The sequence below is a fragment of the Pseudomonas sp. HY7a-MNA-CIBAN-0227 genome, assembly GCF_040310325.1.
Lineage (GTDB): Bacteria > Pseudomonadota > Gammaproteobacteria > Pseudomonadales > Pseudomonadaceae > Aquipseudomonas.
The window spans coordinates 13023-35172 of the sequence record NZ_JBEOPT010000010.1 but is presented as its reverse complement, the minus strand read 5'-3'; the positions used below and the strand labels follow the sequence as shown (position 1 = coordinate 35172).

Genomic DNA, 22150 nt, shown 5'->3' with positions numbered 1-22150 from the left:
ATCAGATCAGCCCCCAGCACCAAGTTGCCCCCAACGCAGCCTCGCTGGGGCTCGACAGAGTCTCTACGGGAGACAGCGCATGTTCAGCTGCGATCAAATCGCCGCCAGGGTCTCTTTCACTGCCTGCACTTGCGGGTCGGCGGTTTTAGCCGCGATCTGTTCCGCAGTCTGTGCCTTCAAGCGGTCGGCCACTTCATTGGCAATCGAGGTCTGTTGCTCAATCGGCATGGATTTAACATCCTCTTCGGTCAGGCCCTTTTCCTTGAGGATCTGATCGCGAATACGCTCGGCCGGGGTTTTGGTCATGTACTCGTTGAAGTCCGCCCGAGCCTGGGTGCTGGCCTCGGTTTTTGGCGTGGCGGTGGTCTCTGGCGTGGTTTGCAGTTGTACGCGGGTCTTGGCAAAGGCTGCCTCGACGTTGTCGGCGGTGGTGTCCTTGGCCTTTTGCGTAGCCTGTACCTGTGTGGCGGTGACGGCGTTCTGCACGTTTTGCATGACGCCGCTGTACAGCGCGCTGGCGGCGGCGTTGGCGGGGTCCATGTCGGAACGCTTGGATTGCTGAATCACTGAAGCAGCTTGGGTATTGACCAACATGATCGGGCACCTGTGAATGTGGGCGGTGCGTCAGGTGGAGCAATTAGCGTGCCGAGGGGCAAATGCCCGGTTTTACGGGGTGCGGTGCGGTGGTTGAGGCAACGTTTGTCCTGTAGACGGTCAAACATTGCCGGTGACAGGCAAGGCGCTTGGCGTCGATGCACAAGGCGTTGAGTCCTTTCATCGTGTAGTCCTTGTGCTTAGTTGTGACCGTCGAGGGCGAAGGTCTTGAAGCCAGGGCGTTGGCTGAGCTTTTCGTAGTAAGCGCTGACAGCAGGGTAGGACGGACGCGCCATGAGCGTCATCCGCCAGCGATGCACTGATAGTCCGATCAGGATGTCAGCGAGGGTGAAATCTTCACCGGCCACGTAAGCCCCGGTTCGAATCAGCTGTTGTTCCAACAAGCCCATCTTGTCGTTCCAGCCACGTACGCCGGCGGTGATGCGTTGCGGGTCCTGGAAGTCGGGGTTGTTGCGCGCCAGGGCGTGGAAGGCATAGCCCCAGGAGGGGTTGAGTTCGGTGGCTTGCCAGTCCATCCACTGCTCGACGCGTGCCCGCGCAGCAGGTTCGGTCGCCAGCAGGTCATGGCGTTGGTGCAGGCCCACCAGGTAGCGGCAGATGGTGTTGGATTCCCACAGCACGCCGTTTTCATCGAGGATCACCGGGACCTGGGCATTGGGGTTCAGGGCCAGGAATTCGGGCGACTGGGTCGGGGAGAAACCGATGCCCCAGTCCTCACGCTCGTAGGCGATGTCCAGTTCCTGGCAGGTCCACAGGACTTTTCGTACGTTGATGGACGAAGTGCGACCCAAGATTTTCAGCGTGTGTCCCATGGTGCTTCCCTGACAATGGTGAATTGGCAGCAGGCAATTTAGCAGGGACGTGGGGTGGCGACGAGGTTGTTTAAGGTCGTTCCCACGTTCTGCGTGGGAATACCTCTCGTGACGCTCTGCGTCACCAGTGCGCAGGGGTTGAGCCATGCGCGATCGGTTTAGGTACTCTCGCGCACCATCAACTCAAACCCCATATCCACCACCGGCTTGGCAATTTTGTTACCCGCCAACAGCGTCAATAAATGCTCAGCTGCCCGTCGGCCAATGGCCTCCCGAGGCGTACTGATACTGCTCAGGCGCGGCACCATGAATGAGGACGCGGGCAGGTCGTTGAAACCCAATACTGCCACTTGTTCCGGCACCTTGATTGAGTGGCGCAGGGCTTCCAGCAGGGCGCCTTGGGCCAGGTCGTCGTTGCCGAAAAAGATCGCATCCACATCGGGATGGCTGGCCAGCATTTGCAGGAACAGTTCACCGCCCAGGCCAACGGATGACGGACGCGGTGTCAGCAGCTCCAGGTCTGGGTCATACAGCCTGGCCTGTTGCAATGCCCGGCGAAAGCCTTCGCCTCGCAGCAGGGTGCGCTGGTCCAGTTGCGCGCCGATGTAGGCCAAGCGCTTGCGGCCCCGCGAGATCAGGTGCTTGGCAGCGGTTTCGCCGGCGCTGGTTTGCGAGAAGCCAACGCAGTTCAAGCCAGCGCCAGGGTCCAGATCCATCATGTATACACATGGCACATTGCTCGACTCGACCATGCGGCGGGAGCTTTCGGTGCGATCAAATCCGGTCAGCAGCAAGCCACGCGGCTGATAGGCCATGTAGTTGCGCAGCAGGTTTTCTTCTTCGTCACGGGAGTAATGGGTGTTGCCAATCAGCACCTCAAAGCCTTTGGGCCGCAGCACCTGATGAATGGCTTCCAGGGTTTCGATGAACAACAGGTTGGACAACGACGGTACCAGCACCACCACCGACTGGCTCTGGGCCGAAGCCAGGGCGCGGGCGGCGGGGTTGACCACGTAGCTCAGCTCGGCGGCGGCCTTCTGCACTTTTTCCACCAGTTCGGTGGCCACGGTGCTGATACCGCGCAAGGCCCTGGAGGCGGTAATCGGACTGACACCGGCCAGGCGTGCAACTTCGTTGAGGGTGGGGCGTCCCGTCGTGCGGGTATTCTTATCGTTCTTGGAGGTCATCAGGCGGCTTGCCAAACAAAAATCGAGGCACTAAGGTAGCGCTGTCTCCAGAAGCCTGCAAATACTTGAGCGTCGGGTTGCCTGATCCTGTTTGAGTCCCTGGCGAGGATGCACGCGTCACTCCATAAAAATGACAAGAAGGCGCGGGAAAGCCTATTTTTGCATTAGTCTTACGGCTGGCAAAGGTAGCGCTGTCTGCGTCCTGAGGTGTTTCATGAGTCAACCTGTTACTGCCCTGGTGATCATGGGTGTTTCTGGCTGTGGCAAGTCCAGCGTCAGCGAGGCTTTGTGCCTGTTGAACGGCGCCACGGCCATCGAAGGCGATAGCTTTCATCCTGCCGCCAACATCGAAAAAATGAGCGCTGGTCACCCCCTCAACGACGACGACCGTGCCGGCTGGCTCGACATCCTCTGTGAGGAGCTGCGCCGTTCGCTTAAAGCTGGCGAGCATCCGGTGCTGACCTGTTCTGCCCTGAAGAAGAAATACCGCGACCACCTGCGCGAGGCTGCGCCGGGCCTGGGTTTTGTCTTCCTGGAGCTGACTCGTGAGGTCGCCGCCGACCGCGTCTCCCATCGCCCCGGCCATTTCATGCCAGCGAGCCTGATCGACAGCCAGTTTGCCACCCTCGAATCCCCGGTGGGCGAGCCGTTGACCCTGGCGCTGAATGCCAGCAAAGACAGCGTCGAGCAATTGGCCGAGCAAACCGATGCCTGGTGGCGCCAACACGGCTTTGAACCAATCAAATAATTTTTTGCCGGACAAGGTAGCGCTGTCCTGACGCAGGAAATTCAATACCCGCTTTAATAACAACAACAAACAGGAGACACCCCCCATGTTTGGCATGTCCCACGATTCCTACCTGCTGCTTGATGCAGTGGTCACCATTATCGGGTTGATCGTCTTGATCACTCGGTTCAAGTTCCATCCGTTCATTGCGCTGATCATCGCGGCAGGCTTCCTTGGTCTGACCTCGGGCATGCCTGTGGACAAGATCATCAAGGCGTTTCAGGACGGCTTCGGCGGGGTGCTTGGCTTTGTCGGGATTATCCTGGCGCTGGGTACGATGCTTGGCAAGATGATGGCCGAATCGGGAGGTGCTGATCAGATCGCCCAGACCCTGATCCGCGCCTTCGGTAAGGAGCGGGTGCAGTGGGCGATGATGTTTGCGGCGTTCCTAGTGGGCATCCCGCTGTTCTTCGAGATCGGCTTTGTGCTGTTGATCCCGCTGGTGTTTATCGTCGCCCGCCGCACCGGCGTGTCGCTGATCAAGATCGGTATCCCGCTGCTGGCCGGCCTGTCGGCGGTCCACGGGCTGGTGCCACCGCACCCGGGCCCGCTGCTGGCCATTGGCGTGTTTGGTGCCGATATCGGCAAGACCATTCTCTACGGCCTGATTGTCGCGCTGCCTACGGCGATCATTGCCGGCCCGCTCTACGGCACGTTCATTGCCAAGTACATCCCCGGCAACCCGTCCCAGGAACTGGTGGATCAACTGGCTCGCGAATCAGACTCCAAAACGCTGCCGAGCTTTAGCGTGACCCTGATCACCGTGTTGCTGCCCGTCTTCCTGATGCTGCTGAAAACCTTCGCCGACATCGCCCTGCCGGACGGCCATATCGTGCGCAACTGGATGGACATGATCGGCCACCCCATCAGCGCCTTGCTCCTGGCGTTGCTGCTGTCGCTGTACACCTTTGGCCATCGCCAGGGCATCGGTTCCAAACAGATTCTCAAGTTGCTCGACGCCAGCCTGGCGCCGACCGCAGCCATCATCCTGATCATCGGTGCAGGCGGCGGCTTCAAGCAGATGCTGGTGACCAGTGGCGTGGGTGACGTAATTGGCCATATGGCGGTGACAGCGCAGATCAATCCGATTCTGCTGGCGTGGCTGGTGGCGGCGGTGATTCGCGTGGCGACCGGTTCGGCGACGGTGGCGACCATTACTGGTGCAGGCATCGTGGTGCCGGTGGTGGGGATGGTGCCGGGGGTGAACCTGGAGTTGCTGGTGCTGGCGACGGGTGCAGGGTCGTTGATTCTGTCTCACGTCAACGATGCTGGGTTCTGGCTGGTCAAGCAGTACTTCAACATGACCGTGGCCGAGACCTTCAAGACCTGGACGGCGATGGAGACGATTCTGTCCATCGTGGCGTTGGGGTTCATCATGTTGCTGTCGTTGGTGGTGTAGGCCACATCAGCGAACCACTGTAGGAGCGAGCAAGCTCGCTCCTACATGTGTGTCAGGCGCCGGTTTTTTGCACGAGCCCATCCGCCCGGAACATCCCGCGAATCCCTCGTATCGCCTGGCGAATCCGGTCCTGGTTCTCGATCAGCGCAAAGCGCACATGATCATCCCCATACTCGCCAAAGCCGATCCCCGGTGATACGCAAACCTTCGCTTCCAGCAGTAACTTCTTGGCAAACTCCAGCGAACCCATCACCGCATAAGCTTCGGGAATCTTCGCCCAGACGTACATCGATGCCTTGGGGTTTTCCACCATCCAGCCCAACTCATGCAGGCCCTTGACCAGTACGTTGCGGCGTTGGCGGTACTGATCGGCAATGTCTTTCACACACTGCTGATCGCCTTCCAATGCAGCAATCGCGGCTACTTGCAGCGGGGTAAAGGTGCCGTAGTCGTGGTAACTCTTGATCCGTGCCAGGGCGTTGACCAGCTCCGGGTTACCGACCATGAAACCAATGCGCCAGCCGGCCATGTTGTAACTCTTGGACAGGGTGAAAAACTCCACCGCGATGTCCTTGGCGCCGGGCACCTGCATGATCGAGGGGGCTTTCCAGCCATCGTAGACGATGTCGGCGTAGGCCAGGTCATGCACCACCAGCACGTCGTACTGCTTGGCGAGGGCGATCACCCGTTCAAAGAAGTCCAGCTCCACGCACTGTGCGGTGGGGTTGGACGGAAAGCCCAGGATCATCATCTTCGGCTTGGGGATCGAACCGCGAATTGCCCGTTCCAGCTCGGCGAAAAAATCCACGCCGGGAATCAGCGGCACCGAACGTACCTGGGCACCGGCAATCACGGCACCGTAGATGTGAATCGGGTAGCTGGGGTTGGGCACCAATACGGTGTCGCCCTGGTCGAGGGTGGCGAGCATCAAGTGCGCCAGGCCTTCCTTGGAACCGATGGTGACGATGGCCTCGGTTTCCGGGTCGATGTCCACTTCATAGCGGTCCTTGTACCAGCGCGAAATCGCCCGGCGCAAACGCGGTATGCCTTTGGAAGTGGAGTAACCGTGGGTGTCTTCACGCTGGGCGACGGTCACCATTTTTTCCACGATATGCGGTGGAGTGGGGCCGTCGGGATTGCCCATGCTCAAGTCGATGATGTCTTCGCCACGACGACGGGCGGCCATCTTCAGCTCGGCAGTGATATTGAATACGTAAGGGGGGAGTCGATCTATGCGCGCAAAGCGGCGCGGCGAACCTTGGTCTGCCATGTGTTGCCTCGAAGTACGTAAGCGCCCGGAACCGTCCGAGCGACGTCGGCCACTGCGGTGGCCTGCGGGCAGACGATACGGGCGATGATGGCCAGTTGTCCAGATGGCGCGATGAATATTTTGTGCTTTGAGTGAAACGCCTGTATGACCCTATACTCGGTAAGGCTTTATTCACTCATTGATGGAGACTGTTCAGATGAATCAACAGGCAAAGCTATCACTGGAACCGCGCATGGAAGAGGGCAAGGCCCTGGTGATCGCGGGTGTTGGCGGCCGTTACGGCAAGGCCACGATGGGGGATATTCCCAGGTTGTGGGAGTTGTTCGATAGCTGCATCAAGGGTATTCGTAAACGCGTTGGCGGCATGAGCTACGGCGTCTGCTACAACTCTAGGCACGATGAGTTTGATTACATCGCTGGGGTCGAAGTGCCTGCCAAGAGCGATGTGCCGAGCAACTTCCAGTCGATTGAAATCCCGGCCCACCGCTATGCGGTCTTCCCCCACTACGGCCCGGTGCAGGCACTTAAACAGACCTATGAGCGGGTTATATATGAATGGCTGCCAAGTTCTGGATACAAGGTCGTAGGGCCTGATTTTGAGCGCTATAGCGCCGACTTCAATGCAGATAAAGGCACTGGCACCGTGGAGATTTGGTTGCCGGTTGAAGCAAAGGCCTGAAACCGTGGCCAAAGATGATTTATGCTCTTTGGTCGTTTTCTCTCGAGTGACCCTTTGATGATCAGGCACTGTACTTTGCTCGACCTCACTGGCTGGCAGGCTCTGCGCGTTGCCCTGTGGCCGGGTTCGGATTCGGAACCGGGCAATGAGCATGAAATGCACACTCTGTTGAGCGCTCCAGACCGCTATCTTGTGCTGACTTTCAACGATGACAGCGGCAACGCCCTCGGTTTTGCCGAGGCGTCGATCCGGTGTGATTACGTCAACGGTACCAGTACCTCTCCGGTGGCCTTTCTCGAAGGTTTGTACGTAGTGCCAGCCAGTCGTGGTAACGGGGTGGCCCGGCAATTGGTGGCGGCTGTCGAACAGTGGGCCAGGGAAATGGGCTGCACGGAACTGGCCTCGGATGCGCTGCTGGATAACCAGGGGAGCCACGCCATGCATCAATCTCTGGGCTTCGCTGAAACCGAACGAGTGGTTTACTTCTTGAAGCCTTTGGGGGCGCCCGAGTCGGAGTAGTCGGGCTTTTACTCCTGAGCAAACACCCACGCCAGCCGGCGCTCATAGCCAATTCGTCCTTTGTAAGCCTCACCGCTATCTACCCAACCCTGCTGCAAATACAGCCCCATCGCCACCACATTGTCATTGTCCACCGACAACTCCAGGGCCTTGATCTGCGGCCACGCCAATTGCGCTGCGGCGGGCAACGCCTGCAGGCAGGCTTTGCCAAACCCCTGGCCTTGCTGGCTGCGGTCGACTTGCAGGGCATGCAGGGTGGCGCTGTGTTCGTCGGCCCAATGGGGCAGGCAGGGCGGGCGTTTGAGCAGCAGGAAGGCGACGGGAATCTCGTCGGCCAACAGCGCGAAGCCTTTGATACCGGGGCTGGGGTTGACCAGCAGCGTGTTCAGCGCGCAGTAGATGTCGCCGGAATACGGTAGTTGCTCGGGATGGACTTCAAGGGCGCTCAGTTGCTGTTGCTGCACAGCGTTCAGCGTCTCATAGGCGACAAGGCGGGTTTCCATCGGCAGGGCATCCGAAATCCTACAAAGAAGCGCGGATTCTAGCGGGTTTGCCGTGAGCGCAATTATTTTTCACCGACTTGTCGATTTGCCGAATGCCCACTCGACTAAGGGTGTCTTCCGTGATTTTTTCCATAAAAGGAGCATCGCCATGAACACTGGCCGACACCCTTTGACATGGCAACCGGTGCGGGCTTGTTTGAGCTCAAACCCTGATCGTCGGGAATTCAGCCGACCCGCTCATCTGCAGCCATAGTTGATAGTCCGAAAACGGAGAATCTTATGAAGTACCTATGCCTGGTCTACAGCGACGAGCAGTTGCTTCACAGCTTGCCTGAAAGCCCGAATGATCCCGAATGCCAGGCCTATGCCGAATCGGTGCAAGGCAGTGGGCGGATGCTTGCCGCCGAGGCGCTGGAGTCGGTCACGACGGCCACCACCGTGCGTATGCGCAACGGCAAGTTGTCGATCACCGATGGGCCGTTTGCCGAAACCAAGGAGCAACTGGCGGGTTTTTACCTTATCGACGCCAGGGACCTGAATGAAGCGATCCAGCTCGCCGGGGGTATTCCGGCGGCGCGTGTCGGCAGCGTGGAGGTACGCCCTGTGCGTGAATTGAATCTCTGAACAAAACAATCATAAAACTCAGGAGGTTTACCCATGAGCACTCAACCCCAGACGGGCGTACAGCCCGCCCAATTCGAGTTATCCATCAGCCGCTTGATCGACGCGCCACGCCGCCGGGTGTTTCGCGCCTGGACGGAACCTGCGTTGTTGCAAGAATGGTGGGGGCCCCATGGCATGACCACCCCCGAGTGCGAAATGAACCTGTGGGTCGGTGGGCTGTTTCGCACCCTGATGCACGCCCCGGATGGCACCGAGTACCCGACCCAGGGCGTATTCCTGGAGATCGTTGCGCCACGGCGGCTGGTGTTCACCGACGCCTTCACTCCAGGCTGGATTCCGTCGGGCAAGCCGTTCATGACCGCCGAAGTGACCCTCGAAGAAGTCGCCGGTAAAACCCTCTACACCGCTCGGGCCATGCACTGGACCGAGGCCGACAAGCAGGCCCACGAAGCCATGGGCTTTCATGAGGGCTGGGGCCAGAGCCTGGATCGGCTGGTGACATTGGTCACTGAAGGCATGCTCGATTGACAGTCCAGGCCCAGGTTGAAGCGGTTTACCGCAGCGAGTCGCGGCGCATCCTCGCCACGCTGATTCGCTTGCTGGGCGATTTCGACCTCGCCGAAGAAGCCTTGCACGAGGCGTTCTTCGTCGCCGTCGAGCGCTGGCAGCAGGACGGCGTACCAGAAAATCCTCGCGCCTGGCTGGTGTCTACCGGGCGCTTCAAGGCGATTGACCGCTTGCGTCGACAGGCACGGTTAGCCGCGTCCCAGACGCTGCTGCTGGCCCAGGCCGAAGCGCTGGAAGAGGCCGACTGGAGCGCTGAAGACGTGGAAGACGATCGCCTGCGCCTGATCTTCACCTGCTGCCACCCGGCGCTGGCGGCGGATGCTCAGGTGCCGCTGACCTTGCGTGAAATCTGCGACCTCACCACCGAGGAAATCGCCCGAGCCTTTCTCGTTTCGCCGGCCACCATCGCCCAGCGTATCGTGCGGGCCAAGGGCAAGATTCGTGAGGCCAGGATTCCCTATCAAGTGCCGTCCCTGACCGAATTATCCGAACGCCTGGACAGTGTATTGCGGGTGATTTACCTGGTGTTCAACGAAGGTTATTCGGCATCCATGGGCGCGGACTTGACCCGTGATGACCTGACCCGCGAAGCCATTCGCCTAGGGCGGTTGTTGATGGAGTTGCTGCCGGAACCGGAAGTCATGGGCTTGCTGGCGCTGATGTTGCTCCACGAATCCCGGCGCCCGGCGCGTACCTCGGCAAGCGGTGAGTTGGTGCTGCTGGACGAACAGGACCGTTCATTGTGGGACGCGTCCTTGATTGCCGAAGGCTGTCTCCTGGTGGAGAAGGCGCTGACCACCCGGCGTTTCGGGCCTTACTGCCTGCAAGCGGCAATTGCCGCCGTGCACGCTGAAGCCTTGAGCGCCGCCGTGACCGATTGGCCGCAGATTGTCGGGCTTTACGACGTACTGCTCAGGGCTATGCCGTCGCCGGTGATCGAACTCAACCGCGCGGTGGCGCTGGCCATGCGCGACGGGCCGTTGGCGGGGTTGCGGCAAGTCGATGGGGTTTTGGCGCGTGGGAAATTGCTGGACTACCACCTGGCGCATTCGGCACGGGGGGAGTTTTGTCGGCAGTTGGGGCGGGTGGAGGAGGCAAGGGTGGCCTTTGAGCGGGCTCTGGAACTGACCCAGCAAACACCGGAGCGGCGATTTATCGAGCGGCGTCTGATGCAACTGAACATGGATGATCGCCTGTAGACACGAGCCAGCGCGCTCCACGCTGGCTGGCGCGTCGCTATCCGGGATTACTCCAGTATCTTCCCCAACATCCAACTCCCGGCTGGCCCAGGCGGACGTTGGCGTGACCACAGCGCATCCACCGCCACCGAACGCGGCCAGCCGCGCACGTTGAGTTCCTGCAGGTTATCGTTGCCGAAACGCTCCACCAGCCAGCGCGGCAGCGGCGCCCAGCCGAAACCCAGCTGTGCCATTTCCATCAGCATCAGGTAACTGGCCGCCGACCACACCCGGCCTGTGGCGCGGTTGTCATAAGGGTTGACGATGCTCGCCAGGCGTAGCTCGCGGTGTTGCTGCAAGGTCTGCTGATCGACGACCTCAAGGCTGGCCAGCACATGTTGGGGCGAAACGAACAAGGCGATTTCCGTGCGTTCTTCCACCGGGGAACTGGTCAGGTCCGGCGGATAAACCTCCTGCTGTTCGATAAAGGCAATCTGCGCCCGGCCGCTTTGCACCAGATCGATCAGGTCATCGCATTCGGCGATCAGCCATTCCAGCTCCAGGTCGGGGTAACGTTCTGCAAAAGCGATGATGGCGGTTTCAAAGCGCTGCGACTGGTAAGTATCGGACATGGCGATACTGAGCCTGGGCTCCAGCCCCTGGGACAGTTGACTGGCCGCCAGTTCCAGGCGGCTGCTGGCCTCCAGCACCTGTTCGGCCCGTTGCAGCAAGACATGGCCGGCCGGGGTGAGGGTGGGTTTGCGGCTGCTGCGATCAAACAGCACCACGTTCAGGTCAATTTCCAGGCTCGCCACCGCCGCGCTGACGGTGGACTGGCTCTTGCCAAGCTTGCGCGCCGCAGCTGAAAACGAACCTTGGGTCGCCGCCTGGACAAACGCCTGCAACACTTCATGAGAGGCCACGATCTATCGCCTTGGCCGATGGTTATTAGTTATGAAGTATCGGTCTGAGGGGTAATTATGGCAACCGTCGTCACTCATGGAGCTGGGTCATGAACCCTACCAAGTCAATTACTGAACGCGTTTTCCAGGCCATCGGTTTCGAGGTCATGGCCTTGTCGATCTGCACGCCGCTGCTGGCATGGATCATGGATAAACCGGCCCTGGAAATGGGCATGGTGACCCTGGCGATCAGCCTGATGGCGCTGAGCTGGAACATCATTTTCAACAGCCTGTTCGACCGCCTCAAGGCGCGCCTGCAACTGGCCAACGGCGGTTGGACCCGTGTGCTGCACGCCTTGCTGTTTGAAGGCGGCCTGGTGATTGGCTGTGTCCCGCTGATTGCCTGGTGGCTGAATATCAGCCTGTTGCAGGCGTTTATCCTCGACATCGGCGTGCTGCTGTTCTTCCTGCCGTACACCTACGTGTACCACTGGGGGTACGACGTACTGCGCGAGAAACTGATGCAACGTCGGGCGCTCACGGTGTAAGACGGCTCCGACGTTTGCACCGCTGGTATTACAGGAACATCCCGCCCGAAGCTTCGATCCGCTGGCCGGTGATCCAGTTGCTGCCGTCAGCGAGCAATTAGGGCAAGCCCCCTCGCCACAACTCAGAACAATTGGGTGAATAACCAGTACAAACTCCCCGACAACACAATCGCGGCTGGCAAGGTCAGCACCCAGGCCATCAGCAGGTTGCGGATGGTCTTCATCTGCAAGCCGCCGCCATTGGCGACCATGGTCCCGGCCACGCCCGAGGACAGCACGTGGGTGGTGGACACCGGCAAGCCAAACATGTCCGCCGCGCCAATGGTCAGCATCGCTACCATCTCCGCCGAAGCGCCCTGGGCGTACGTCATGTGGGTCTTGCCGATCTTCTCTCCTACCGTTACCACGATGCGCCTCCAACCGACCATAGTCCCAAGCCCTAGGGCGATGGCCACGGAAATTTTCACCCACAGCGGAATAAAACGGGTGGCGTTGTCGATCTGTTGCTTGAACAGTTGCAGCTTGCCTTGGGTGTCGGCGTCGAAATTGCCGACCTTGCCCTTGTCTATCAGGCGAATGGTTTCGCTGGTCAGGTACATGTCATTGCGCACGTTGCCCATGGCCTCGGCGGGCACCTTGGCCAACGAGCCATAGCCTTTCACTTCTTCACCGATATGCCCGGTCAGGGCGGCGAGGGCGGGGATCAATTGCGGCGTTGCTTCCTTGGTGCGTACGTAGGTCGACAGGGTCGGACGCGGGTCGGCCGGGGCCGGTTGCGGTGCGCTTTTCACCAAGGCTTGCTGGGTGACTTGGGCTACTGCGGCAAATTGCAGCGACTGGTCGGCCGGCATGGTGCGGTTCAGCGCGTAGGCCATCGGCAACGTACCCACCAGGATCAGCATGATCAGGCCCATGCCTTTCTGTCCGTCGTTGGAGCCATGGGCGAAAGAGACGCCGGTGCAGGTGGCGATCAGCATGCTGCGAATCCACCACGGCGGCGGGGTGTTGCCCTTGGGTGCCTTGTACAGCGAGCGGTTTTTCACAAACGCGCGCAGTGCCAGCAATAGCAGTGCCGCGAAGACGAAGCCGATCAGCGGTGACAGCAGCAACGCATAGCCGATCTTGAATGCCTGGCTCCAATCCACGCCGCTGGTGCCGTCACGCCCGTGCATCAGGGCATTGGCCACGCCGACGCCGATAATCGAACCGATCAAGGTATGGGACGAAGACGCCGGCAGGCCCAGCCACCAGGTGCCGAGGTTCCACAGGATCGCCGCGATCAGCAGGGCGAAGATCATGGCGAAGCCGGCGGATGAACCGACCTGCAAAATCAACTCCACCGGCAGCAAGGCAATGATGGCGAACGCCACTGCGCCACTGGACATCAGCACCCCGAGAAAATTGAAGAATCCAGACCACACGACGGCAAAATGTGGCGGCAACGAGTTGGTGTAGATCACCGTCGCCACGGCGTTGGCGGTGTCATGGAAACCATTGACGAACTCGAAGCCCAGGGCGATCAGCAGCGCCACACCCAGCAGCAGGAATGGCGTCCAGGTAGTCACCACCGTGCCCAGTTCGTGCATGTCGCGCATTAGGCTGTAGGCGGTGAACAGCAGGCCCATGGCGAGGACGGTGAAGAAAGTGATCACCGTCAACAGGCTGGGCTTCTGGTCCAACTGGGGTTTTGAATCGGCTGCGTGAGCCCGTGTGGAAGCGGTCAGGGAAGAGGTGGCCATGCAGGGGCATCCAGTGAGGAAGGATGCCGTCCATGATCATTGCAGAATATTACAGGGATACTGCGGTAAGTCAGTGTTTAGAGGATTGAGTGTGCCGCTGGTCCATAAATCAGTCTCTGGCATGACCGGCCGTAGCAATTGTCGAGCCTCGCTGGGGCTCGACTGCTACGAGGAGCATTGCACCCTTATTCTCAAGGCAAGAGGGGCTCAATAATCCTTGCGCTTGCGAAACGCCCAGCGCCCGGCAATCAAGGTAAACGTTGCCACCAGCGCCACCAGAACCCAGAAGCCCTCGGGGTCCTGGGAAAGCGGTACGCCACCGACGTTCATGCCAAAAAAACCGGCAATGATATTGATCGGTAGCGCCAGTACCGTGACCACGGTCAGGGTGAACAGGGTGCGGTTGCTCTGTTCGTTGAGGTTGGCGGCGATCTCTTCCTGCAACAGTTTGATCCGCTCCCCCAGGGCCATCAGGTCGTTGATGATCAGCGCAAATTCCTCGGTGGACTTGCGCAGCTCCTTCACGTCTTCTTTCTGTAGCCATTGCGGCGGGCGGTTGAGCAAGCGCAGCAACGAACCCGGCTCCAGCGCCAGCAGGCGTTGCAGGCGCACCAGTACTCGGCGCATGGCTCCCAGTTCCGAGCGGTTGGTGGACAGGCGTGAGGACAGCAACTGATCCTCGATCTGGTCGACACTGATACTGGTCTTGCGCACGATCTGCGTCAGCACTTCGCCCTGGTCCCGCAGTAAATGCACGAGCAATTCCAGGGGCGAGCGAAAGCGTTCGCCGGCCTTGACCGAGGAGCGCAGCTTGTCCACCGAGTGCAGCGGTTGCAGGCGAGCGCTGATCAGCAATCGGCTACGGGCGCAGACCCACAGGGTGGAGATGTCCGAAGACATCATGCTGCTGAAGTTGAACACCACATCGTTGACCACCGCCAGTAAGGCCGAGTCCACATGCTCAATGCGAGTGGAGCGCGAGCCTTCGTGCAAGGCCTCGAAAAACTCTTCCGGCAATTCCAGATGCGCCTGCATCCAGCGTTCGCACGCCGCGTGGGCCAGGTTCAGGTGCAGCCAAAGAAATTCGTCGGGATCAGCGGGCTGCTGCAAGGCTTTCAGAGCAGCAGCCGAATCAATCTGCTCGGCTTTTTCACCCGGCCTGAAACGGAAACCGTAAAGCAGGCCAAATAGATCTGAATCCTGATGGCCGTGGTCGATGCTGTGGTTCATGGAGGCTCACAGAGGAAGCGCCTGAAGGAGATTTCACAGGTTCGCTTGAGCGCATCATGGCAAGTCGATTTGACGGTTTTGTGACGGTTTTAGAATTGGGTGACAGGTAGGATTAACGCCCATAAAAAACGCCGCGCGACCCGAGGGTGGCGCGGCGTTTTCAGGGTTTAACTCAGGTGTCTTGTTTGTTGGTCAGGACTTCGCCGGTTTTGGCGTCCAGGTCCACGTCCCATTTCACGTTGCTGGTGTCACGCAGTTCGGTCTGATAGATCAGGCGGCCGGCTTTATCTTCCAGTTCGGTGTCGACAATGGTCGCACCAGGGTGTTTAGCCAGGGCTGCTGCGTTGAGCTTCTCGAAATCCATGACGGCGCCGGACTTGAGCAGGCCTGGAATCTGATCAGGACGGACATCGGCCTGGGCAAGACCTGCGGTCAGGGTCAGGGCGGTAGCGGCGAACAGAGCAGTCAGCTTTTTCATGGTGTGGATCCTTCTGGGTGAGCTGTTTAAGTGGGATCAGGTTAACCAGCGCAACTTAACTTATCCTTAATTTGGCCGGTCGATTGCGTCGTTTGTTCAAGCGGCTACCGCAGCGCGATTTCATGCTGCTGTCTCAATCATGGGAGACACAGATGAAACAGTTGATGGCCAGGGTGTGCGCGCCTTTATTCTGCGCGGTGTTTATCGGATGGGCGCTGTGGTTGGTAGACAGCGCCGCAACGGGATCGTTGCCCGCGGCGTTTGCACGCGGTGCATCACAGTGTGCAGCGGCTCTACGGTTTTAACGGGTTGATGTACAGGACAGGTCCTGGATGTTCGCTACTTAAGAGCAGCATGGCGTGAACTTGGTGGGGAGTCATAAGTTTAGTTGAACGAATCATAGCGCTCTGAAAAAACGAAAATTCGCGCGAACTTTAGGACTCTTCTTACATCAATCCCTTTGCCGTCTTGCTAGCGTGCGGTGCTCAGGCTGTGGTTTGAGTATCGGGTTTTGCTTATCTCTTCAGCTCAAGAATCAGCGCCTTATACGAAGGTTTTTTCCTCCTTGCTCAACGCTCGTTATTTGGAATAGGGAACGGTCATATGCGTCAAAGGGATTTGAGGTTCACCTTTTCTGTGCCGTCCGGTCGGACAGAGTTTGAGGTCGTTGAGTTTCGGTTGGAGGAAGCTATTTCCGAGCCATATCGGCTGTCGCTAGAGCTGGCCAGTTTCAACGCCAATATCGATTTTAGCCAAGTACTCGATCAACCAGCACTGCTCACAATCTGGCAAGGCGCCACAGCTGTTCGCCATGTTCATGGGATGATCTCAAGCTTCACCCAAGGCAAGACAGGGTTCCGGCGTACACGTTACCGTGTCTTGGTTGAACCGCATTTGGCCCGCCTTTCGCTGAGTTCCGACTGGCGCATCTTCCAACAGAAAAACGTGCCCGACATACTCAAATCGGTGCTGTCCGAGCACGGCGTACTCGATTACGAACAACGCATAAATACCGAGCACTTGCCCCGCGAATATTGCGCTCAAGCAGGGGACACTGATCTCTACCTGTTTGATCGGCTGTCCACCGAAGAAGGTCTGTTCTATTTCTTCAAACATGACGCAACCACCCATACGTTGATCCAGAGCGACAAGCTCTATGTTCAAGAGCGCATCCAGGGTGGACCGGTGCTGTACACCACGCAGCCTGCCGCAGATGCTATGCAGCCGGTGCTTTATGCGTTCAGTTATACGGAGAACGTGAGAACGGTCGAGCAAACCCAGCGTGATTACACCTTCAAACGTCCCACTTTCGACCAGCAACAGCATACCGTCGGCGAAGATCTGGAGCGCCAAGCCCCGCACTATGAGCGCTACGATTATCCGGGCCGCTATAAGGTTAGTACGGTTGGCAAACCCTTTACGCAAAATCGCCTGCGCGGCCACCGTCGTGATGCTCAAGTTGCCATCGTGGAAGGTGACGCCCGCGGCTGATTCCGGGTCTGTCTTTTCAACTCACGGGTCATCCTAGGGCAGACTTCAACCGCTGGTGGCGAACGGTACGAATCACACATAAAGGCGTGCAGCACACCAGCCAACAAGAAGAGTCTGCCGACTCCGAAATGGGCGTAAGTTACGACTTCACTGCCGAGATCATTCCTGAGCAAATGGAATGGCGTCCTGCCCCTCTGCCTAAACCTCGTATGGACGGACCGCAGATTGCCAGTGTGGTGGGGCCCGAAGGAGAAGAGATCTACACCGATGAATTTGGCCGGGTAAAGGTTCAATTTTCATGGGACCGAGAAGGCAAAAACAATGACTTCAGTTCCTGCTGGATTCGGGTGTCGCAGAACTGGGCCGGGGCTGACTGGGGCCACATAGCGATCCCCCGTATTGGCCAGGAAGTCATCGTTGATTACCTCGACGGAGATTGTGACCAACCAATAATCACCGGCCGCACTTATCGTGCGACCAGCATGCCGTCTTACCAACTCCCGAACCTCAAAACGCTCAGCACCATCAAAAGCAAAGAGTACAAGGGAGGTCGGGCCAACGAATTGCGCATTGACGACACCACCAAGCAGATCAGTGCTGCCTTGATGAGTGATCACGGCAGCACGGCCTTGCACCTGGGCTACCTGACTCATCCTCGCCCGAGTGGCGGTGAGCCCCGTGGCGAAGGTTTTGAGCTACGCACAGACGAACAGGGTGCGTTGAGAGCTGCTAAAGGGTTGCTACTGAGTACAGAGGCACAACTCAATGCTGGAGGGGGACATCTCGACCGTGGCACGGTGGTGCAGGTGCTGGAAGCCGCGCTGCAACTGGCGAAGGGCTTGGGTGACTATGCTGCCGATAACCAAGGCGTTGGCCATGACACCACCCATCAGAAAAACCTCAGCGAGGCAGTGCGTGATCTGGGCTACGGTGCAAACAATGAACCTGACAAAGGCAACGGCGGCAAACCCGCCATCGCCCTGAGTGGCGAAGCGGGTGTGGCGGTGACGTCTCCCAACAGTCTTACGCTGGCGGCCGGCGAGCATATCGACAGCGTGGCCCAAGAGAACCAGCATCTGACCTCCGGACAGAAGTTCGTAGTCAATGCGGGTACGGATCTGGGGTTATTTGCCCACAGCGGCGAGATGCGCCAGATCACCCACCAAGGGTTGATGCTGCTGCAGGCCCAGAAGAACAATATCCGCCTGGAGGCGGATCAGAGTGTGGAAGTCAGCGCGACAAACAAGCACGTGCTGATCTCAGCCAGTGAGCACATCACTCTGATGTGCGGCGGTGCTTACCTCACCCTCAAGGGCGGCAATATTGAGCTGGGCATGCCGGGCAACTTCACGGTCAAGGCAGCCAAACACAGCATGCTGGGTGGTGCCAGTCTTGCGGCAGAGCTGCCGAAGTTCAAGGTTGGTGACACCCAGCGACGCTTCATGCTCAAGCAGATCGATGGGCACTCAGCGATGCCCAACATGCCGTACGAAATAACCATGGGCAATGGGGACATCCTCACAGGTACTACCGATGCACAGGGCGCCACGCAGTTGTTGCAAAAAGATGCGATGAACATCGTCAATGTGGCTATTCACAAGACACCGTGAGCATCGTAAACGCGGCCTTGAACAAGCTCATCAAATCCGTCGGCGAGTAAATCGGATGTCGATTCGCTACTAAGAAGAATGTAAAAGCGATCGGCGCAGCACGTTAATTTCAGAGGCCACCTCAACGGGGCGATCAACGGCCGTAAGTTTGGTTTTAGGTCGAACATGATCCAGGCAGTTGATGAAAACGGAGTAATACCACATGGAGCAGATGCACGATGAATGACGCTGTCCAGACGAAAAAAATCTGCTCTGCGCAATCGATCACCATGCCGGGTGGCGGTGACGTACACCTGATCCCGCCGCCGCCAAAACCCTGCGTAACCATTGTCGTGCATGGTGTCAATGATCTGGCCGGTTGCTATGAGCGTATCGAACGCGGCTTGTGTAAAGGCCTCAATGAGCGCCTGGACCTGTCGCCGACACTGCCCAATGGCGCGAGCAACCCCGGGTACCTGACGTCGGCCGGATACAGCGAGCCTAAAGATGACAACGGCAAAGCGACCAATCCCGATGCCATGTATTACCGACGTAAGTTCGGTGCTTCCAGCAACGGTGGTACGAATCGCAGCGTCGTCGTCCCATTCTATTGGGGCTTTCGCGAAGAAGAGGAATTCATCAAAAAGAATGAACCTCACGGTGAATGGTTGGACCGTAATAACAACCGTCTGGACAAGGCAGGTACCAAGGAAGGTGGCCAGTTCGCCAATGCCACCACCAACTTGCCGGATATGTGGGGTAAGGGGTTTAACGGCAAGTTGTTTGGTTTCATTTCCCTGGATGCACTTGGCGGCGATTTGACCCACCCGTTGTACACCGCCGCAGGGCGCCGCTACATGATACTGGCCGCTATGCGCTTGGCGATGTTGATCAAGATCATCCGCAAGCGTTACCCCAACGACACCGTCAATGTGGTGGGTCATAGCCAGGGGACGCTGATCAATCTGGTTGCACATGCGTTCCTCAAAGATGAGGGCGTGCGTCCTGCGGACGGCGTGGTGATGATCAACTCCCCCTATAGCCTGTTTGAACCCGTTACCGAAAAGTTTCAGACGGGCCGCAGCCAACAAACCGCCGAGGCGCGTATGGCGACCCTCAATGGCATCTTGCAGTTCATTGCAGGCGCTCCTAATCAGTCCCCGGCGCTATCGAAGATTGCCCTTAAAAACTGCCAGGGCTATGGGGCCATTGGCGGTCCGGACTGGATGGGTAGTGCAGGAAGCGCAGCCAACATCGATGGAGAAAAAGTCCCGTTCAATGAGCGGGACAACCGCGGTTGTACCTACCTGTATTTCACGCCCCATGACCAGACCGTGGGGCTGGCTAACGTAAAGGGTATTGGTTGGCAAGGGGGGGGTGACGAGGTGCATGGCAAACCGGCACGTACGCTGTTGCCTAATCGCTTTCACCAACGCGTTTTTACCTTGCGAAAACGTGGCGGCGAAAAGGAGCTGATCGGCCTGCACACACCGCCCTATGTGTATCCCCTGCGAATTAAGGGCGAAGGTATTTGGGATGACACGGGGCTGCCTTTTAAACAGAGGCTTTCCTTTGTGCGTGGCGAGCTTGAGCCTGGAAGTCAGGTCATGCTCACCGCGCCATTGCTGCCGGTGCCTGTCTACACCGACTTTTCGGCGGATGGAACGGTGACAGCCCCTGGAGATGATTCCAAAAGCGGGATCTACCAGTCCACCGATACGCTTGACCCTGTAGACGCGGCGATAGCGGTGAGCAACAAAGGCTGGACGGCCGAAGACACTCGACACGCAAGAAGCGAACTGATGAGTGAACCCGATGCATTTAAATATGGACGCGACCCGCTCAGCGTAGAAAGAGCTCTCAATGAAGGTAAAGACAAGGCGCACTCCACTTCCGTTTTCGCTGCCCGTGCCAAAGGTGATGGTCAAGTGTTAATCACGCGTTCGGAGACCCCATATGAGGCACGGCTGCGTTTGCAGGAAGAGTATCGGGAACCGTTGTCCTTTCACTCAGCCATTCCGAACAACCCGGAACATAGCCGGCGAGTATTGGCGTATGACTTGGCTATTGGCGCTGGGGAGAGTGTGGATGACACGACTTTTTATGCGTATTTGTGCCGGGTGGCAGATTGGCGGTTGGATTGGAAAAGGACCGACGGCGACATAATCGGTCAAAATGAAGATGACTTCGAACGCCCAGAGGAAGAGGTTCAGCAGCTCTACCTTCAAGATGAACATAGGATTTTGATCGACTCCACAGTGAGGTACCGTCAAACCGGGACGCTGCCAGATACCGTAAAGAGCACCATGCCCTTGTTAGTCGCAACACAGACGTTGGAAGGCCAGAAACTCGGTAAACCCGTGCGCTTCGGGGGGGAAGCCTAATGCGCTGCATACTCCCTTACTTGTCTATTACCGGCTTGCTGCTAAACAGCCACTTAGTTCTGGCGGCAGAGTCCTCTCTGGCATCCGCCCGTTGCTTTGCCACTCCAGCCACTTCGGTGACTGCTTACACCTCGACCCCAAAGGCCTCTATTATGTCCGCTGACACTCGTTTTCGTGCACCGTCCTCTTCACCTCACCTGGAAACTTTGGACGTGCTCAGTATTGGTGTTAGCCTAGATGTATTTCGTCAGGGACAAATTTGGCAAGCGCTGCACGAACAAAATGCTAAGCAACTGGAGACCCTACATGTGGGCAGCATCCTGCCCGTGGATACGAAGAAGTATCCGATCACCGCCGATGACAAAAATATGGCTTATTCCAAGCGAAAAGCTGACGCATTAGAATTAGGGTTGCGAGACTTCATAGAAAAGTGGCCGATCCCCACTATTACCGTGGTCCGTGACTGGAACGCCAATACACCGAACTTGCGTTTCGCGCCTGAACAAACACGCGAAATGTTGACGAGTATGGTCAATAGCTTTCGTACTGATGCTGGTCTTCACTGGCATCGCATAAGTAATGTAAAAGATGGTGTTGTTTGTAACGACACACCCGAAGGCCTCATTGAAAACATCTTCCAACTGTTCGAGCACAACCCAGACCTGCCTGCCGTCCTGATTTACAACGTCGAAGGCATCAATATGGCAGGCGCTTTATCGAGTAGAGATACTTCTCTTAAGTCACTCGGTGCTGTCGCCGGCCCACGCCAACCCGACAAACTCACCGACACCATGGTCGCTCTAGTCGTCGCCCGCCCCGAACGTGTCGAATGGCTGCGTTATTACGCACAGTACGCCAAGGTCAACGACAACAAAATCGACCCCGAATTTACCGGCTGGGGTTGGCGCAAACCACCCGTGGAGTTCCAGCCATCCGAGTTCATCCCGCAGCCCTGGACGCAACGAGCGTTTGAACAATGGGATGCGCTACCGGTGCTGGCCAAGATCCATCGGCCCGTCACCGTATCCCTGCAACGTCCAGACAATGGCGAGCGTCTAAAACGTGACGCCCTGAGCGCACAACTGGCCAGCGGCTGGAAAAAAGCCACTGACGGAATTGCCCCCACACCGGCACGCGTGTTCTACGACGCAGGCTTGAATAGCACGCCACTGGCCGAATTGGTCCCGGCTCTCGCCGCAGCCCACAGCTCACTCGACCTGCTCGACTCCCGCGAAAGCTATGATCTGACCCAGCGCCTGGGCGATACCGGCGCCGCGTCACCCTTTGTCGGCATTGCCCTGGCTACCATGGCCAGTTACCAGAACGCCGATACTAGCGTAGTCATCCCTCTACGCCGCCAGGACCAGGCCACGATCATCACTATCACCTCACCCACACCAGGCAAGAAACCTGTAGGTAATAAGTTCGGCGTTAGCCTGATGCCGCAAACCGCCAGCAGCAATGAAGTGCCCCCCGCGCCCGCAACTACAAGCCCGCGGCCAGCACCTTCGTTGGCGAAATTCGAAAACGGCGATTACGCCATCGAAGAGTTCGTCGCCAGCCTGAAACCCAAGGTCGACTGGATGGATGATCTGTAAACCTCGGCCCAAACCCGACATCACCCGGGCGGCACGCGTCCGACCTTTTGG

Annotated in this window: 19 protein-coding genes and 1 pseudogene; 11 read left to right on the top strand and 9 right to left on the bottom strand. The window is 58.2% G+C overall.

Going from position 1 to position 22150, the window contains the following annotated elements:
- Positions 1-93: 93 nt before the first annotated feature.
- The 3 genes from AAEZ06_RS17475 to gntR all read right to left on the bottom strand — a co-directional run bounded on the left by AAEZ06_RS17475 (position 94) and on the right by gntR (position 2617).
- The gene (locus tag AAEZ06_RS17475) at positions 94-594 is read right to left on the bottom strand and encodes a hypothetical protein (RefSeq protein ID WP_149413808.1); all 501 of its coding nucleotides are present in this window, start codon (positions 592-594) and stop codon (positions 94-96) included.
- Positions 595-794: 200 nt separating this feature from the next.
- Positions 795-1427, bottom strand: coding sequence for a glutathione S-transferase family protein (locus tag AAEZ06_RS17470; RefSeq protein WP_350615368.1), 633 nt, complete (start codon positions 1425-1427; stop codon positions 795-797).
- 158 nt (positions 1428-1585) lie between these two features.
- A complete protein-coding gene (gene gntR / locus AAEZ06_RS17465; protein ID WP_178114509.1) occupies positions 1586-2617 on the bottom strand; it encodes an HTH-type transcriptional regulator GntR in 1032 nt (343 codons plus the stop codon).
- Positions 2618-2828: 211 nt separating this feature from the next.
- Here gntR and AAEZ06_RS17460 point away from each other — a divergent pair, with 211 nt between their 5' ends.
- The gene (locus AAEZ06_RS17460) at positions 2829-3362 is read left to right on the top strand and encodes a gluconokinase (RefSeq protein WP_149413811.1); all 534 of its coding nucleotides are present in this window, start codon (positions 2829-2831) and stop codon (positions 3360-3362) included.
- Positions 3363-3447: 85 nt separating this feature from the next.
- Positions 3448-4800, top strand: a complete 1353-nt coding sequence (locus AAEZ06_RS17455; RefSeq protein ID WP_149413812.1) for a GntP family permease — start codon at positions 3448-3450, stop codon at positions 4798-4800.
- A 52-nt stretch (positions 4801-4852) separates the two neighbouring features.
- Here the strand turns inward: AAEZ06_RS17455 and alaC are convergent, their stop codons facing one another.
- On the bottom strand, positions 4853-6070 hold the full coding sequence (alaC, locus tag AAEZ06_RS17450; protein ID WP_149413813.1) for an alanine transaminase: 1218 nt from the start codon (positions 6068-6070) through the stop codon (positions 4853-4855).
- 196 nt (positions 6071-6266) lie between these two features.
- On the opposite strand from alaC, the gene AAEZ06_RS17445 reads away from it, so the two are divergent.
- Both AAEZ06_RS17445 and aac(6') read left to right on the top strand, forming a co-directional pair.
- Positions 6267-6749, top strand: coding sequence for a GyrI-like domain-containing protein (locus tag AAEZ06_RS17445; protein WP_149413814.1), 483 nt, complete (start codon positions 6267-6269; stop codon positions 6747-6749).
- A 57-nt stretch (positions 6750-6806) separates the two neighbouring features.
- On the top strand, positions 6807-7268 hold the full coding sequence (gene aac(6'), locus AAEZ06_RS17440) for an aminoglycoside 6'-N-acetyltransferase (protein ID WP_149413815.1): 462 nt from the start codon (positions 6807-6809) through the stop codon (positions 7266-7268).
- 8 nt (positions 7269-7276) lie between these two features.
- On the opposite strand, the gene AAEZ06_RS17435 is transcribed toward aac(6'), so the two are convergent.
- A complete protein-coding gene (locus AAEZ06_RS17435) occupies positions 7277-7771 on the bottom strand; it encodes a GNAT family N-acetyltransferase (RefSeq protein WP_350615365.1) in 495 nt (164 codons plus the stop codon).
- A gap of 279 nt (positions 7772-8050) precedes the next feature.
- On the opposite strand from AAEZ06_RS17435, the gene AAEZ06_RS17430 reads away from it, so the two are divergent.
- From AAEZ06_RS17430 to AAEZ06_RS17420, 3 genes are read left to right on the top strand one after another with little or no spacing between them, the layout of a single operon-like run.
- Complete coding sequence (locus AAEZ06_RS17430) at positions 8051-8395, top strand: YciI family protein (RefSeq protein ID WP_350615363.1); 345 nt, start codon at positions 8051-8053, stop codon at positions 8393-8395.
- A gap of 33 nt (positions 8396-8428) precedes the next feature.
- The gene (locus AAEZ06_RS17425; RefSeq protein WP_350615361.1) at positions 8429-8923 is read left to right on the top strand and encodes an SRPBCC family protein; all 495 of its coding nucleotides are present in this window, start codon (positions 8429-8431) and stop codon (positions 8921-8923) included.
- Positions 8920-10161: an RNA polymerase sigma factor gene (locus AAEZ06_RS17420; protein ID WP_149413819.1), complete on the top strand. Its 1242-nt coding sequence runs from the start codon at positions 8920-8922 to the stop codon at positions 10159-10161. The genes AAEZ06_RS17425 and AAEZ06_RS17420 overlap by 4 nt, the downstream gene beginning before the upstream one ends.
- A gap of 47 nt (positions 10162-10208) precedes the next feature.
- On the opposite strand, the gene AAEZ06_RS17415 is transcribed toward AAEZ06_RS17420, so the two are convergent.
- Positions 10209-11063 carry a LysR family transcriptional regulator gene (locus AAEZ06_RS17415; protein WP_149413820.1) on the bottom strand — a complete coding sequence of 285 codons (855 nt, stop codon included), beginning with the start codon at positions 11061-11063 and terminating at the stop codon, positions 10209-10211.
- Positions 11064-11152: 89 nt separating this feature from the next.
- Here AAEZ06_RS17415 and AAEZ06_RS17410 point away from each other — a divergent pair, with 89 nt between their 5' ends.
- Positions 11153-11590 (top strand): multidrug/biocide efflux PACE transporter, encoded by a 438-nt coding sequence (locus tag AAEZ06_RS17410; RefSeq protein WP_149413821.1) that lies wholly within the window; start codon positions 11153-11155, stop codon positions 11588-11590.
- A 122-nt stretch (positions 11591-11712) separates the two neighbouring features.
- On the opposite strand, the gene AAEZ06_RS17405 is transcribed toward AAEZ06_RS17410, so the two are convergent.
- The 3 genes from AAEZ06_RS17405 to AAEZ06_RS17395 form a co-directional block, all read right to left on the bottom strand.
- Positions 11713-13329 (bottom strand): inorganic phosphate transporter, encoded by a 1617-nt coding sequence (locus tag AAEZ06_RS17405; protein ID WP_149413822.1) that lies wholly within the window; start codon positions 13327-13329, stop codon positions 11713-11715.
- A 207-nt stretch (positions 13330-13536) separates the two neighbouring features.
- A complete protein-coding gene (locus AAEZ06_RS17400) occupies positions 13537-14559 on the bottom strand; it encodes a transporter (RefSeq protein WP_350615358.1) in 1023 nt (340 codons plus the stop codon).
- 172 nt (positions 14560-14731) lie between these two features.
- Positions 14732-15037, bottom strand: coding sequence for a PepSY domain-containing protein (locus AAEZ06_RS17395; RefSeq protein WP_133099475.1), 306 nt, complete (start codon positions 15035-15037; stop codon positions 14732-14734).
- 603 nt (positions 15038-15640) lie between these two features.
- Here AAEZ06_RS17395 and AAEZ06_RS17390 point away from each other — a divergent pair.
- The 3 genes and pseudogenes from AAEZ06_RS17390 (at position 15641) to AAEZ06_RS17380 (ending at position 22099) form a co-directional block, all read left to right on the top strand.
- Positions 15641-18138: pseudogene (locus AAEZ06_RS17390) on the top strand (type VI secretion system Vgr family protein).
- Between the two features lie 218 nt (positions 18139-18356).
- Complete coding sequence (locus AAEZ06_RS17385) at positions 18357-20501, top strand: T6SS effector phospholipase Tle3 domain-containing protein (RefSeq protein ID WP_350615356.1); 2145 nt, start codon at positions 18357-18359, stop codon at positions 20499-20501.
- Entirely contained in the window at positions 20501-22099 is a 1599-nt protein-coding gene (locus tag AAEZ06_RS17380) for a type VI lipase adapter Tla3 domain-containing protein (protein ID WP_350615354.1), read from the top strand. Before AAEZ06_RS17385 ends, AAEZ06_RS17380 begins: the two co-directional genes overlap by 1 nt.
- The last annotated feature ends 51 nt before the right edge of the window (positions 22100-22150 follow it).